The 13377-nt window shown below is 70.5% G+C and carries 14 protein-coding genes; 4 read left to right on the top strand and 10 right to left on the bottom strand.

The window, feature by feature from the left end; translation table 11 throughout:
* Positions 1–101: 101 nt before the first annotated feature.
* Together M1203_RS15255 and M1203_RS15250 are read right to left on the bottom strand one after the other, a co-directional pair.
* On the bottom strand, positions 102–1145 hold the full coding sequence (locus M1203_RS15255) for an iron-siderophore ABC transporter substrate-binding protein (RefSeq protein ID WP_249950222.1): 1044 nt from the start codon (positions 1143–1145) through the stop codon (positions 102–104).
* A 121-nt stretch (positions 1146–1266) separates the two neighbouring features.
* A complete protein-coding gene (locus M1203_RS15250) occupies positions 1267–2619 on the bottom strand; it encodes a lysine N(6)-hydroxylase/L-ornithine N(5)-oxygenase family protein (protein ID WP_249950221.1) in 1353 nt (450 codons plus the stop codon).
* A 250-nt stretch (positions 2620–2869) separates the two neighbouring features.
* Between M1203_RS15250 and M1203_RS15245 the strand changes: the two genes are divergently transcribed.
* Complete coding sequence (locus M1203_RS15245) at positions 2870–3817, top strand: methionyl-tRNA formyltransferase (RefSeq protein WP_249950220.1); 948 nt, start codon at positions 2870–2872, stop codon at positions 3815–3817.
* Between the two features lie 147 nt (positions 3818–3964).
* Here the strand turns inward: M1203_RS15245 and M1203_RS15240 are convergent, their stop codons facing one another.
* Both M1203_RS15240 and M1203_RS15235 read right to left on the bottom strand, forming a co-directional pair.
* Positions 3965–4336, bottom strand: coding sequence for a hypothetical protein (locus M1203_RS15240; protein ID WP_249950219.1), 372 nt, complete (start codon positions 4334–4336; stop codon positions 3965–3967).
* Positions 4337–4455: 119 nt separating this feature from the next.
* On the bottom strand, positions 4456–5292 hold the full coding sequence (locus M1203_RS15235) for an NAD(P)H-binding protein (protein WP_249950218.1): 837 nt from the start codon (positions 5290–5292) through the stop codon (positions 4456–4458).
* 98 nt (positions 5293–5390) lie between these two features.
* On the opposite strand from M1203_RS15235, the gene M1203_RS15230 reads away from it, so the two are divergent.
* Complete coding sequence (locus M1203_RS15230) at positions 5391–6392, top strand: AraC family transcriptional regulator (RefSeq protein WP_249950217.1); 1002 nt, start codon at positions 5391–5393, stop codon at positions 6390–6392.
* 52 nt (positions 6393–6444) lie between these two features.
* Here the strand turns inward: M1203_RS15230 and M1203_RS15225 are convergent, their stop codons facing one another.
* A complete protein-coding gene (locus M1203_RS15225; protein WP_249950216.1) occupies positions 6445–7308 on the bottom strand; it encodes a winged helix-turn-helix transcriptional regulator in 864 nt (287 codons plus the stop codon).
* A 91-nt stretch (positions 7309–7399) separates the two neighbouring features.
* On the opposite strand from M1203_RS15225, the gene eno reads away from it, so the two are divergent.
* Positions 7400–8692 carry a phosphopyruvate hydratase gene (gene eno / locus M1203_RS15220; protein WP_249950215.1) on the top strand — a complete coding sequence of 431 codons (1293 nt, stop codon included), beginning with the start codon at positions 7400–7402 and terminating at the stop codon, positions 8690–8692.
* Between the two features lie 50 nt (positions 8693–8742).
* Here the strand turns inward: eno and M1203_RS15215 are convergent, their stop codons facing one another.
* From M1203_RS15215 to M1203_RS15200, 4 genes are read right to left on the bottom strand one after another with little or no spacing between them, the layout of a single operon-like run.
* Complete coding sequence (locus tag M1203_RS15215) at positions 8743–9834, bottom strand: serine hydrolase (protein ID WP_249950214.1); 1092 nt, start codon at positions 9832–9834, stop codon at positions 8743–8745.
* Positions 9818–10756 carry a hypothetical protein gene (locus M1203_RS15210; RefSeq protein ID WP_249950213.1) on the bottom strand — a complete coding sequence of 313 codons (939 nt, stop codon included), beginning with the start codon at positions 10754–10756 and terminating at the stop codon, positions 9818–9820. The genes M1203_RS15215 and M1203_RS15210 overlap by 17 nt, the downstream gene beginning before the upstream one ends.
* Positions 10753–11502 carry a hypothetical protein gene (locus M1203_RS15205; protein WP_249950212.1) on the bottom strand — a complete coding sequence of 250 codons (750 nt, stop codon included), beginning with the start codon at positions 11500–11502 and terminating at the stop codon, positions 10753–10755. The genes M1203_RS15210 and M1203_RS15205 overlap by 4 nt, the downstream gene beginning before the upstream one ends.
* 53 nt (positions 11503–11555) lie before the next feature.
* Entirely contained in the window at positions 11556–11750 is a 195-nt protein-coding gene (locus tag M1203_RS15200; RefSeq protein WP_249950211.1) for a hypothetical protein, read from the bottom strand.
* 181 nt (positions 11751–11931) lie between these two features.
* On the opposite strand from M1203_RS15200, the gene M1203_RS15195 reads away from it, so the two are divergent.
* Positions 11932–12177 (top strand): hypothetical protein, encoded by a 246-nt coding sequence (locus M1203_RS15195; RefSeq protein ID WP_249950210.1) that lies wholly within the window; start codon positions 11932–11934, stop codon positions 12175–12177.
* Between the two features lie 82 nt (positions 12178–12259).
* On the opposite strand, the gene M1203_RS15190 is transcribed toward M1203_RS15195, so the two are convergent.
* Positions 12260–13108, bottom strand: a complete 849-nt coding sequence (locus M1203_RS15190) for a PhzF family phenazine biosynthesis protein (RefSeq protein ID WP_249950209.1) — start codon at positions 13106–13108, stop codon at positions 12260–12262.
* Between the last annotated feature and the right edge of the window lie 269 nt (positions 13109–13377).

Raw genomic sequence — 13377 nt, 5'->3', positions numbered from 1 at the left:
GGCCTTTCCCTGGTGGTACGTCGGTGAGGTGTGTGCCGCGGAACCCGCCCGTCCGCCCGCGACACTGCCCGCGGACGGACGGGACGCCGTTGGACCGGCGCTTACTTGATGGCCGCGATCAGCGGCTCGACCTCGTCGATGGCGTACGGAATCGAAAGAACGGTGTTGAAGGAGAAGGCCGCGCCGATGTCCGGGTCCTGGTACGGCACGAACAGGTCACGCTTCTCCTGGTGGACCTTCAGCTTCTTGTAGAGCGGCTCCGCCTTGATGCGGTCGTTGGCCTCGGTGCTGGAGGTGACCCAGACCAGGCGGTCGACGTCGAGCACGTTCAGCTTCTCCGCGCTCAGTTCGGCGACGTTCCAGCCCGGCTTCGCGAGCGTGTCGATCTCGGGCTTCAGCTTGAAACCGAGCTCGGAGAAGAAGATCGCCTTCGGGTCGGTCTTGGTGAAGCCCGAGTACTTGCCCGCCTCGAAGCTGTCGGCGACGGCGAGGGTCTTCTCGGCGAACTCCGGGTGCTTGTCACGCACGGCCTCGAAGCGCGCGTCGATGCCGGAGATCAGCTTCTCCGTCTCCGCCTCCTTGCCGAGGGACTTGCCGATCTGCCGGGTCATCACCTGCCAGGACGCCCCGTAGTCGGGCAGGCCCTTGGGCTGGGCGACGACCTTGGTGAACTTCGAGAGCGTGTCGTACTGCTCCTTCTTCATCCCCGAGTACTGCGCGATGACCAGGTCCGGCTTCAGCGCCACGATCTTCTCGATGTTGTACTCGTCGCGCTCACCGACGATCTCCGGCTTCGTGGATCCCCACTTGTCCTTCGTCCAGGGCCACTTGCCGTACGGCTGCTCCTTGAACCAGTCCACCGCCCCGACCGGCTTGACGCCGAGCGCCAGCACCGCGTCCTGGTCCGACAGGCCCAGGGTGACAACCTTCTTCGGCTCGGCCTCGATCGTCGTACTGCCGTACTTGTGCTCCACCGTCACCGGGAAGGCGGCCGACGTGGTGCTCGCCTCACCCGAGGGCGTGGACTCGGCCTTGTCGGTACCGCCCCCACAGGCGGACAGAGCGAGTGCGGCGGCGGTGGCGACGGCCACACGGGGGATGCATCTGACGAAACGCGTCAGAATGGGGGGCGTACCAGTGGACACGGTTGTTCCTTTCACGGGGATTGCACGGTGCGTGCCACGCCTGTCGCGCACGACGGCGCTCCGGGCGAGCGTGGCGATGGGGAGGCTTTGCCCTCGGGCGCGCTCTCGGGCACGGGGGTCCTCAGCGGACGGAGCCGATGCCGTCGGCAACCGGCCGGGACTCGCCCCGGGCGCGCTCAGGACCGCGGTCGAGAATCGAGTCCAGGATCTCGCCGACCCTGATCGCGGTGTTGGACAGCAGGGACGACGTGATGCCGTGTGTGTGCTCGGTGCCGCCCTGGAGGTAGATGCCGCAGCGCAGTTCGGGGTCCGTCGTGACGCGGTAGTCCCGCTCGACCCGGACCCGGCCCTGGTCGTCGCGGCGGCAGCTGTCCGCGACCTCGCCGAGAAGACCGAGGGGGTCCGCCTGGCTGTAGCCGGTGGCGAGCACCACGACGTCGGCGTCCAGCACCTCCTCCTCACCGGTCACCAGGGAGGTGACGGTCGCGCGGACCTGGTTCCCGATCTCCTCGACGGCGGTCAGCCGGGAGATATTGAGGAAGCGCAGCCGCTCGTTGCCCAGGACTTTCTCCTGGTACGACTGCCGGTACAGGTCGTCGATCAGATCGATGTCCACGACGGAGTAGTTGGTGTTGCCGTGGTAGTCCATCAGCTTGCGCTTGATGTCGTCGGGGGCCGTGAAGTACTCGTCGACCGCCTCGGGGTCGAAGATGCGGTTGGCGAAGCTGCTGTCGTCGGCGGGGCTGTAGCCGTACCGGGAGAAAACGGCACAGACCTCGGCGCCCGGGAAGCGGCGGTGCAGATACGCCACGTTCTCGGCGGCGCTCTGACCGGCGCCGACCACGATGAAACGGGTGGGCTCGGCGCCCTCCAGACCGTCCACCTTCGCCAGGAGGTCGGAGTTGTGCCAGACGCGGTCGGTCCGCTCGACGCCCTCCGGCAGAAGGGGGCGCAGACCTGTGCCGATGACGAGGTTGCGGGCGCGGTGGACCACTGTCTCCGTCCCCGAACGGGCCGTGACGTCGAGATACTCCACCACTCCGTCGCGCACGACGGGGGCGACGGCGATGACCTCGTGGCCGTAGGAGACCATGTCGTCCACCTTCGCCGCGGCCCACTCGAAGTAGTCGTGGAACTCGACGCGGAGCGGGAAGAGGTTCTTGTGGTTGACGAAGTCGATCAGCCGGCCCTTGCTCTGCAGGTACCGCAGGAATGTGTACTCGCTGGACGGGTTGCGCAGCGTCACCAGGTCCTTGAGGAAAGACACTTGCATCGTCGCGTCGTCGATCAGCATGCCGCGGTGCCAGCCGAAGCTGGGCTGTGACTCGAAGAAGTGGGCGGTGACCGCTTCCTGCCTTCCGACACTCGCGTTGTGCTCGCTCAGCGCGATCGCCATGGCCACATTGGACGGGCCGAAGCCGATCCCTATGAGGTCATGGATCAAAGGTGTGTCGCCAGGAAGAACCTGTGACATGTCACTCCCATCGTGCGGGACAGCCGCCTGTCGGACGTGGATGAAAAGAAACGAGACGCCGAGCCCGCCGTGCACTCCGGCCAGTCGAACTTAGGTAAAGCTAACCTGACCTGGGCCGAGCTGTCGACTGGACGAATCGGGCAGGCGGCGGGCCCCGGCACCTAACGGGCCTCAATCCGGGGCCCGTTGCATCCTTAGGTAAGGCTTGCTTTACTTGCTGCGATCATTCGCTCTTCTGAGGAGGAACCCCATGCGGGTCGTCATGTTCGGTTACCAGACCTGGGGGCACCGCACCCTGCGAGCACTCCTGGACTCCGAGCACGACGTGGTGATGGTCGTGACCCACCCCAAGAGCGAGCACGCCTACGAGAAGATCTGGAGCGACTCGGTCGCCGACCTGGCCGAGGAGCACGGCGTCCCCGTCATCATCCGCAACAGGCCGGACGACGAGGAGCTGCTCCAGCGGCTCAAGGAGGCCGACCCGGACATCATCGTGGCCAACAACTGGCGCACATGGATCCCGCCGCGGATCTACGGCCTTCCCCGTTTCGGCACGCTGAACATCCATGACTCGCTCCTGCCGAAGTTCGCCGGCTTCTCACCGCTGATCTGGGCCCTCATCAACGGGGAGCGAGAGGTCGGCGTCACGGCGCACATGATGGACGAGGTGCTCGACGCGGGCGACATCGTGGACCAGCGCGCGGTGACGGTGGGGCCCACGGACACCGCCACCGACCTGTTCCACAAGACCGTCGACCTCATCGCCCCCGTCACGGTCGGCGCCCTGGATCTGATCGCCTCCGGTCGGACCGAGTTCACCAAGCAGGATCGCTCTCAGGCCAGCTTCTTCCACAAGCGGTCGGAGGAGGACATCCGGATCAACTGGGACTGGCCCGCCGATGCCCTGGAGCGTCTGATCCGCGCTCAGTCCGCGCCGTATCCGAGCGCCTTCACCTTCCACAAGGGCAGGCGTCTGGAGGTCCTGACCGCGGTCGTCTCGGAGGGTCGCTACGGAGGCACACCCGGCCGCGTCTTCTACCGCGAAGGCGACGGCGTGGTGATCGTCGCCGGAGCGGACGCGCGGACCGGCCGCAACCATGGCCTGGCCATCACTCGCGTACGGACGGAGGACGGCCAGGAACTGCCCGCGGCCGAGTACTTCACCTCGATGGGCGGCTACCTCACCGGCCGTCCCTGACGAACGGGCACGGCGCAGCGGCCGTCGGCGTCGCTCGGCCCACACGCACGGCGGGGGCCAGGAAGTGGTGCGGCGCGTCGTCGTAACAGGCCGGCCGCCGGCCGGCCGTCGCCGGCGCGGCCCGCGGATTGGTCCCGCCCGGAGCGGTCACCCGGGCCCATGCGGCCAGCGCCGGGGCGGGTTCAGGAAGGTGGTTGACCAGTCCCGCGCGGTGCCGCACCCCAGGTCGAGAACCGTCCGCCCCTCGCCGAGCCCCATCCGCGCGACGGCGTCCGCGTAGCTCGGTCCGTCGGCCGCGAAGCGCTCCTCGCAGGTCTCGGCCATCGGCGTGTGGAACGTACGGGTCGACGCGTGGCCGGTCCGACCGGCCGCCGGCGCGGCGAACCGCCCCAGCACCCGGTCCCGGTACGGCGCGAGCACCGCCGGCACCACCGGCGCCTCGGCCCCGGACAGGTCCTCCGGAAGGGGGTCGCCGGCCCATATCCGGCACACCCGGGGCCCGAGCCCGGCCGCCGCCAACATCACATCGTATTCACGGACAGGAACCGACCATCAGGGTCGCGTGTGCGGAGGAGGGAAACCGTTCAACCGGTAGGTGTCGGTGAGACATCGCGGCGGCGCGGCCCGCCGCCGGGCGGTCATTCCCGCCAGGCTCCCGCCGCCGCGGTCCGCGCGACGTACTCCTCGAAGGTCCGGGGCGCCCGCCCCAGGAGGGTGGCGAGGTCATCCGTCGTCGCGGCGATCAGCCCGCGTTCCATCAGCACGAACATCTCGGCGACATGGTGGGCGTCCTCCTCGCTCAAGCCCTCTTCGACCAGCGCCGCCGCGTACTCGGCGGGCGAGATCCGCCGGTAGGCGAGGGACCGCCCGGACGCCCGGGAGATCAGCTCCACGGCCTCGCCGAAGGTGAGCGCACGCGGTCCGGTCAGCTCGTAGGCCCGTCCCGCGTGGCGGCCGGCCTCGGTCAGCACCGCGGTCGCGGCGTCGGCGACATCGTCCACGTCGATGAACGGCTCGGGAACCGCGTCGGCCGGGAGCGCCAGTTCCCCGGCGACCAGCGGGGCGTGGAAAACGTCCTCGTCGAAGTTCTGGGCGAAATTCGACGGCCGCAGGATGGTCCACTCCAGCGCCGAGCCGCGTACGGCTTCCTCGGCCGAGCGCATGTCCAGCCCGAAGGTGGAATCCCCCCAGGTGTCGGCGCCGCGCCCGGAGAGCAGGACCAGCCGGCGCACTCCGGCGGCCTCGGCCCGGGCGACGAACTCGTGCACCGGGCCCGGCACGCGCGGGGCCACCACATAGGCGACGGAGATACCCCGCAGGGCCGCGTCCCAGCCGTCGGGGTCGGACCAGTCGAACCGGGTCCGGCTCGATCGGGAGGCCACACGGACCGGAATGCCGTGCAGCCGCAGTCGGGGGATGATCCGCCGACCGGTCTTGCCGGTCGCGCCGAGGACGAGAGTGGTGTCGTTGCTCATGACACCGATTGAACAGGGCCGACTTGGACGAACCCATGGGCAAGAAGCCGGATCGCCTGCGTATTCGTCCAGCTTCGCCGTCGTCTAACCTGGCTGAGGTGGACGTGTTCAGTGATCTGATCCGTGGTGTGCGAGCCCACGGCTCGTTGTTCGCCAGCTCGACCCTGTCCCCGCCCTGGGCACTGCGCTTCGTGGACGGCGCGCCGCTGACCCTGTGCACCGTCCTCACCGGGGCGGGCTGGATCGTGCCGGAGCATGGTCCGCCCGAGCCGCTGCGCGCCCGCGAGACGATCGTCGTGCGCGGCCCCGCGACGTTCACCTTCGTCGACGAGGTCGGTACCCGGGCCGAACCGATCGCCTGCGGCGAGTTCTGCGCGACACCCGAGCAGGGCGGGACCCGGCACCGGCTCGGTTGGCGCGACTGCGGCGCGGACGCCGGTGACGTCCGTGGTGCGACGACCCTGATCGTCGGTGCCTATCCGGTGCGCGGGGAGATCAGCCGCCGACTGCTCGACGCGCTGCCCGCCGTGCTGCGTGTGGACGGCGGAGGCACGTCCGACCCGGTGCTCGATCATCTCGCCGCCGAGGTCGCCGTCGACACCCCGGGCCAACAGGTGGTGCTCGACCGGCTGTTGGACTGGATGCTGGTCTGCACGCTGCGCGAGTGGTTCGACCGGCCCGGCGGCGAGCCGCCTGCCTGGTGGGCCGCCCAGCGGGACCCGGTGGTCGGCGACGCGCTGCGGCTGCTGCACGCCGAACCGGCGGCGCCGTGGACGGTCACCGCGCTGGCCGAGCGCACCGGGGTGTCGCGTTCGACGCTGGCCAAGCGGTTCGCCGACCTGGTCGGCGAACCGCCGCTGACCTATCTCACCCGCTGGCGCATGACGCTCGCGGCGGACCTCCTGGTCGAGCAGGAGGCCGCGACCGTCGCGGAGATCGCCCGCGCCGTGGGTTACTCCGACCCGTTTGGGTTCAGCGCGGCGTTCAAGCGGGTCCGGGGCGCCAACCCGAGCGAGTTCCGGCGCACCGCGATCACTCCCTTCCCGGCGGCCACCACCACCACGGCAGCCCGCACCGCCCCGGCCGGCTCGCACGCCTGAACTCGGCTCCCGGCACACCGCGGCGTGAGCCGGCGGGTCGGATACGCCGCGGTCACGGTGTCCGTGCGCATGCCGCGGCCAGGCTCAGGCTCCGCTCGACCGCCTGAGGGATGTCGAGGACCGGGAACAGCACATGGCGTACGGTCCGCTCCGCGTCGATGACGAGGATCAGCCGTTTGTGCCGCAGCCGCCCCACACCGCGGAACGTCGGCAGCCGCAGGGCCGCCGCCAATTGATGCCGCGCGTCGGAGAGCAAGGGGTACGGGACCGACTCGGCACGGGCGAACTCGGCCTGTTCCCGGGGCAGTTGCGTACTCGTCCCGCGCAGCTCCACGCCTGCCTCCTGGAACCGGGGCCAGGCGTCGCCGAACAGGCGGTTCTCCAGCACGCAGCCGACGGCGCCCGGGACCGGCTCGTCCCACTCGACGCCCGTGCCGGGGTAGGCGAACAGCACGGTCGCCCCCTCCGGGCTCACCACGTCCCGGTCGGTGCCGTCGGTGGCGGGCAGGACGAGCCCGTCGGGCACGCGGGTGCCCGCCAGCGCGTGCGCGCGAGCGTGCTCCGCGCCGCCCTCGGCCGCCGTGGCGGCAGGGGAGCCGTCGCCGAGGACCCAGCGGTCGCCCCAGTCCTGCATGGCCACCAGCACCGGCAGCAGCGCCTGCCCGGAGTGCGTCAGCAGATACTCGTAGCGGACCGGACGTCGCTGGTAGAGGACACGGCGCAGCACTCCCAGGGCGACGAGCCTCCCGAGCCGTTCGGTGAGGACCTTGCGGGAGAGGCCGATCTCGGTGGCCAGCGCGTCGAACCGGACATGGCCGCGCGCGATCTCCCGTAGGACCAGGACGTTCCACCAGTCCCCCAGGACGACGGCCGCCTGGGCGATCCCGCAGGTCTCGTCAGCGTTGTGCATTCTCATCCGCCCATAGTAAGTTCCCTTTCGGGACTCACTTTGTTTCCCGACGGAACTTACTTCCGTCGTCATACGGCCGCACGTGAGGAGCAGCAGGGTGACCGTTATCAGCCGGGTCGCAGGACGAGAGATCCTCGACAGCCGGGGAAACCCCACCATCGAGGTCGACGTAGAACTGTCGGACGGGTCGCTCGGCCGTGCGGCCGTACCGTCCGGAGCCTCCACCGGCGCGCGCGAGGCGGTGGAGCTGCGCGACGGCGATCCCGCCCGCTTCCACGGCAAGGGAGTGCGGCGCGCCGTCGACGCCGTCAACGACCGCATCACGGATGCCGTCGTCGGGCTCCATGCCGAGGATCAGGCAACGGTCGACGCGACGCTCATCGAACTGGACGGCACGGCCGACAAGTCGGTGCTCGGCGCGAACGCGGTCCTCGGTGTCTCCCTGGCCACCGCGAAGGCCGCCGCGGCCGCCCACCGCCTGCCGCTGTACCGCTACGTGGGAGGGGTCGACGCCCGCCTGCTCCCGGTGCCGATGATGAACATCGTCAACGGCGGCGCCCACGCCGACAATCCGCTCGACTTCCAGGAGTTCATGATCGCCCCGGTCGGCGCGGCCACCTTCGCCGAGGCCGTCCGGATGGGCTCGGAGGTCTTCCACACCCTGCGCGGTGACCTCCTCGCCTCCGGCCACAGCGTGAACGTGGGCGACGAGGGCGGTTTCGCCCCCGATCTGCGCACCGCCGACGAGGCGCTGGACTTCGTCGTACGAGCTGTCGAGCGCACCGGCTACAAAGCCGGCACCGACATCACCATCGTCATGGACCCGGCCTCCTCGGAGTTCTACCGCGACGGCGTCTACGACTACTCGGGGGAAGGTGTCCGCCGGAGCGCCGACGAGCACGCCGACTATCTCGCCGCACTGGTCGACCGCTACCCCATCGTCTCCATCGAGGACCCGATGGCCGAGGACGATCACGACGGCTGGCGCCTGCTCACGACGCGGCTCGGCGACCGCTGCCAGCTCACCGGCGACGATGTCTTCTGCACCAACGAGGCACTGCTGCGGGCCGGGATCCGCGACGGCATCGCCAACTCGGTTCTGGTGAAGGTCAACCAGATCGGCACCCTCACGGAGACCCTGGCCACCGTCGCCACCGCCCACCGCGCCGGCTACACCGTCGTGATGTCCCACCGCTCGGGCGAGACCGAGGACACCACCATCGCCGACCTCGCCGTGGCCACCGGCTGCGGCCAGATCAAGACGGGTTCGCTCTCCCGCGCCGACCGCACCGCCAAGTACAACCAACTCGTGCGCATCGAGGAGGAACTGGGTCCCCGGGCCCGGTACGCGGGGCGGGAGGCCCTGGGACGGGACCGTCGGGACAACTGAGGCGACCGAACGCGCGCCCTCGCCCGCCGAGGCTAGTGCCCCTCCCGGCACTAGGGCGTGTCCGTGTCCTCGAAGTAGCGCCGTCCGCCCGGCTCGCGGGCGAGGTCCCCGAGCAGTTGGTAGGCGGCCTGGACGAATCGGCTGTGCGGGCCGGGTGCGGTGTTCGTGAGGGCCACGACGGCGACCGCCGGTTCCTGGCTGAAGCCGATGAAGGCGGTGAAGCCGCGGGTGGCACCGGAGTGGAAGTAAAGAGCGGGCGCGTGGCCCGGCCGCACGCGTCTGGTCCAGCCGAGGCACAGTTCCGGGCCGTCGGGGGCGCGGCGGCGGGCGCGGGCCACCTCGTGCAGGGCGAGATTCAGCGGGTCCCCGGGCGGTGTGGTGGTGTGCGGAGCGATGAGGCCACGCAGATAGCGCAGCAGGTCCCGGGCGCTGGAGCGCAGGGCGCCGGCGGCGGGCATCGCGGGGATGAGGAAGGGCGGTCGCGGGCGGCCGTGCCAGTGGCCGGTGGCCTGGGGTTCCGCGGCGTCGGCGGTGGTGTCGGTCAGGGCCAGCGGCTCCAGCACATGTGCGCGAAGCAGCGCGCCGTAGCCGGTGGCGGCCTGTTCGGTGAGCAGGCGGCCGAGCAGCCCGACGCCGAAGTTGGAGTACCGCACCCGGGTGCCGGGGGTATGCCGCGGTCGGCTGCGGGCGAGGGAGTCCAGCAGCGCGTCCGGCGGATATGCCTGGTACGGGTTCGTGGTCCATGAGGGCAGTGCGGTCCGCAGCAGCCCCGGAGGGAGCCGCGGCAGGCCGGAGGTGTGGGTCGCCAGATGTTCCAGGGTGATGTCCGCGGCTACGGGGCTCCGCGGCAGCGACCGGACCGGGATCCGGGCGCTGAGCGGGTCGTCGAGCCGTACGGTGCCCCGTACCGCCAGGTCGGCGAGGAGCAGCGAGGTGAACGTCTTGGTGACCGACCCGAGTTCGAAGCGGGTCCGGTCGGTGACGGGGACCGTTCCGGTGCGGTCGGTGAATCCCCGGCAGAGCGTGGCCGTTTCGCCCGCCGTGTACGCCGCGACCACCAGGCCCGCCCGGTCGCCCAGCACGTTGGCGACCGGTTCCAGACGCCCGGTCAGCAGCCGGGCGGGGTCAGGCGCGGGCGGCATCGTCGTAGCGGGACGACGCCAGGGTCCCGGCGACGGTCACCACAACAGCCGTGTGGCGATGATCCCGGAACGCCTTGTCCGGGTCCTCGTCCACCGGCTGTCCGTCACGGGGCAGCAGACCGTCCGGACGCTGGGCCGCGGCGAGCCGCTCCCAGACCCCTGGCACCTGTCCCGGCCGAGGGAGGCAGCCGTCGACGATGAGCAGTTCGGCGACGAGGTCCCACTCCTGGATCTCCAGCCAGATATCCATCCAGACCGGCAGCCACGCGGCCAGATAGTCGCCGATCCGGGGCGGCAGACCCTCCGGTCGCGCTCCCCAGTCGGTGACATGGAAGACGGTGTGCGTCATGCAGTAGGCCGTCATCCAGTCGATCATCCACGGCTCGGGGGTGTGCCCCAGCCACGTGGCGTCGAGCAGCGCGGACCAGTCGGCACGGCGGCCCACCCCGGAGATCCTGGCCGCGTTCGCCACCGCCAGCCGACGGTTGGGCAGCAGCTCCGCGCCTCGCTGCGACACGAGGCCGCCGAGGTGCGCGATCAGCCTCTCCAGCCGCTCGTGCCGGTGCCCACCGCGCGCGAAGTGGGTGTACAGCTCCATCGGATCCGTCAGCATCGGATACCGCAGTTGCCGCTCATAGAGGAGATCGCCGGAGCGCAACTGCCGCCACGAGAAGTCCAGCAGGTCCCTGGCCGCCTGCCGGCCGCCCGACGAGGCCATGCCTTCGCGCAGCACCAGAGAGGCGGCCAGCGCCGATTCGCCGAGGGGTTTGTAGACGCTGTCGGGATCGGCGAGTTCGGCCGTGGTGTCCGGCGGCACCGCGGCGCGGCCGAGGTTGTCGTGCAGCCATCCCAGTGCGCGAGCGGCCATCAGGTGCGCGACCTGCCGGGCCGGCGGCGGCGCTCCGGTCGACGTCGTACTCATGTGCCGTGCTCCTTACGCTCCTGGTGCCCGGCGATGAGCAGCCGTGCGATCGCCGTGTTCATCACGGTCCTGACACCGGTCGCTCCGCACAGCTCCAGGTGTGTCACCACGGCGGCGATGTCCATGCCCGGCGCGGTGACCGCGCTCGGGACCAGCGCGACCCAACGGGCGAGCCGCGCGGCCGTGGGGTAGTCGCGGCGCAGCATCGAGCGGGTGAGCCCCCGGCTCAGGTCGAGCGTACGGCGGGCCGCCTGCTCGGACACCCCATCCGCCGGACCGGGCAGCGCGAGCGGTGACAGCCGCGCCATCCACAGCGCCCAGGCACGCCAGTCGCCTTCGGTCTCCACCGGGCCGGACCCTCCCGCCGGATCCGGCAGGGCCACGATCCCGCCCCGCGCGGCGGCGCCCGTGCCGTCGTACCGGGCGAGCAGGGTGGCCGTCGCCCGGCCGAGACCGATGACCTCCGGCGGATCGCCGGAGGACGGCGGAAAGACGCGCAGCGCCTCGGCCACCACCTCCCGGTCCGCCGGCCCGAAGGGTATTCCGGTGAGCAGTGCGGGTGCGAAGACATCGGGTCCCAGCACCCGCACCGCGGCCAACGCCGCTTGCGTGTCCGCCGCTCGCGCGACATGAACAGCCAGGCCCGGCGGGTTCTTCACGTTCCGCAAAGCGTCCAGAACGTGTCCGGCCAGACTGTCCACGGCCGCCGCATAGTCAGCCGGCGGGGCGAAGCCCGCGTGCGACATCGGCAACCCACCTTTCTCTGCGAACCGTCGGAGATGCTTCCGTCACCCAGGGCCTACTTCTCGCGAGGCTCCTTCGGCTCCTTGGGCGACAGCAGAACCAGGGCGAGGAGGATCCCACCGGCCTCCGGCGCGAACACCGGCGCGCCACTGACCGATGCCTCCGCTTCGGCGATCAGCGAGTTCACCGCGGCACGCTCCGCCGATCCGGCGAGCGCCCCTCGGGTGCGAGTGACGGTCTGTACGGACATGTTTCCTCCAACCTGACGGCCGCCCAATCCCGGTCGGCCTCAGCGACGTTGCGCGGCGACTACCGCCAACGAACGGACTGCCACGCACAACGCGCGCCCGTTACAGCTCAGTTGCCCAGATACATTCGCCTTCACGACAGACCTCACCCTTTTCACTCCTTTCAGCGAGCGCGCGGAGGCGGTGGGGTTCGCACGGAGGGACGTCAGGACGGCGCCGCGTCCCACGCGCGCCCGCACCCGGCGCGCGATCCTCGACGACGGCCCGGCCCCGGAGGCCCTGGACCGGCTGTGCCCGGAGTACTTCGAACTCGCCGACCGGCTGATGCCGCTGGACGACGTACCCAGTTCTGGGCCTGGTCCGGCTTGGACGAGGAAGAAGAAGCCCTGTCCGACCGCGCCCTGCTCGCCCTCATCCAGCGCGGCCTGAGCCCCGACCGCCCGGGATCCGGAGCGGGCCCGTTCCCTCCGACGGGCGGGTGCGGCGACCGGTCGGCGGATGGTGGCGGCGGTCAGAGGACGATGGCGCCGCGGATGTAGCTGATGGCGGCGCCGCCGACCCAGACCGTGCCGTCCTCATCGGCGGTGATCTCGATCGTCCCCGCCCGGCCCAGGCGCGTGCCCTGAGAGACCCGGTAGGTGGAGGGAGCGCCGCCGGTGGAGGTGAGCCACTGCCCGACGGAGGCGTTCATACTGCCGCACACGGGGTCCTCGGCCACTCCGGCGCCGGGGGCGAAGGTACGCATCTCGAAGGCGTGCTCGGCTCCTTCGGGACAGGCACCGATCACGCCGACCATCGCGGTCGGGACGAGGGAGAGGTCGGGTTCGAGGGCAATGACCTCCTCGGCCGTGGGCAGTTGGACAACGGCCCAGCCGGGGCCGTTGTCGACCCACTGGTGGGCAAGGACACGATCACGCTTGATGCCGAACGCGGCGACGATCCGGTCGAGATACTCCTCGTCGAGGGCGCCGTCGCGGACGAGCGGCGGCGCGGCGAAGGACAGGTTGCCATCGCCGCAGCGCACGCCGACCAGGCCCGCGGCGCATTCCTGCACGATGTGGTCACTGTTGCGTGGTGTGCCGCCGTTGTCCAGCCACGCGCGGGCGGACCCGAGAGTGGGGTGCCCGGCGAAGGGCAGTTCGCCTCCAGGGGTGAAGATCCGCAGCCGGTAGTCCGCCTCCGTGGCGGTGGGGGGCAGGACGAACGTGGTCTCGGACAGATTCGTCCAGCGGGCCAGACGTCGCATCTCCTCGTCGCTCAGGTCCGTCCCGTCGAGGACGACGGCAACCGGATTGCCGAGAAGGGGACGTGGGGAGAAGACGTCGACCTGCGCGAACGTGCGTGGGCGCGGCACGGTCATCAAGGACCTTTCGGTAGCGGTCGGAGGCAGTTCCCGTCCCGCCGTATGGCGGCGGAGACATGTCCATCCCAGCGGATCCCCACCCTGCGGAACATGGCCAATCACGACAAAGTGGATCGATCCTTCACGAGGAGCAGCCGCCCCCACGCGCCGCTTGGCTCGGCAGCGGCGGATCTTCGCGCGGACCCTTGACAGAAACGGTGGCGGATTGAAACCTATGGCAACGTTGTCAGGCGGGCCGGAGCAGGCCGCCTGTTCTTGAGGGCTCG

Origin of the sequence: Streptomyces sp. 35G-GA-8 (genome assembly GCF_023534745.1) — a bacterium.
Lineage (GTDB): Bacteria > Actinomycetota > Actinomycetes > Streptomycetales > Streptomycetaceae > Streptomyces.
The sequence above is the reverse complement of the archived record's forward strand: the minus strand, read 5'-3'. Positions and strand labels throughout refer to the sequence as shown.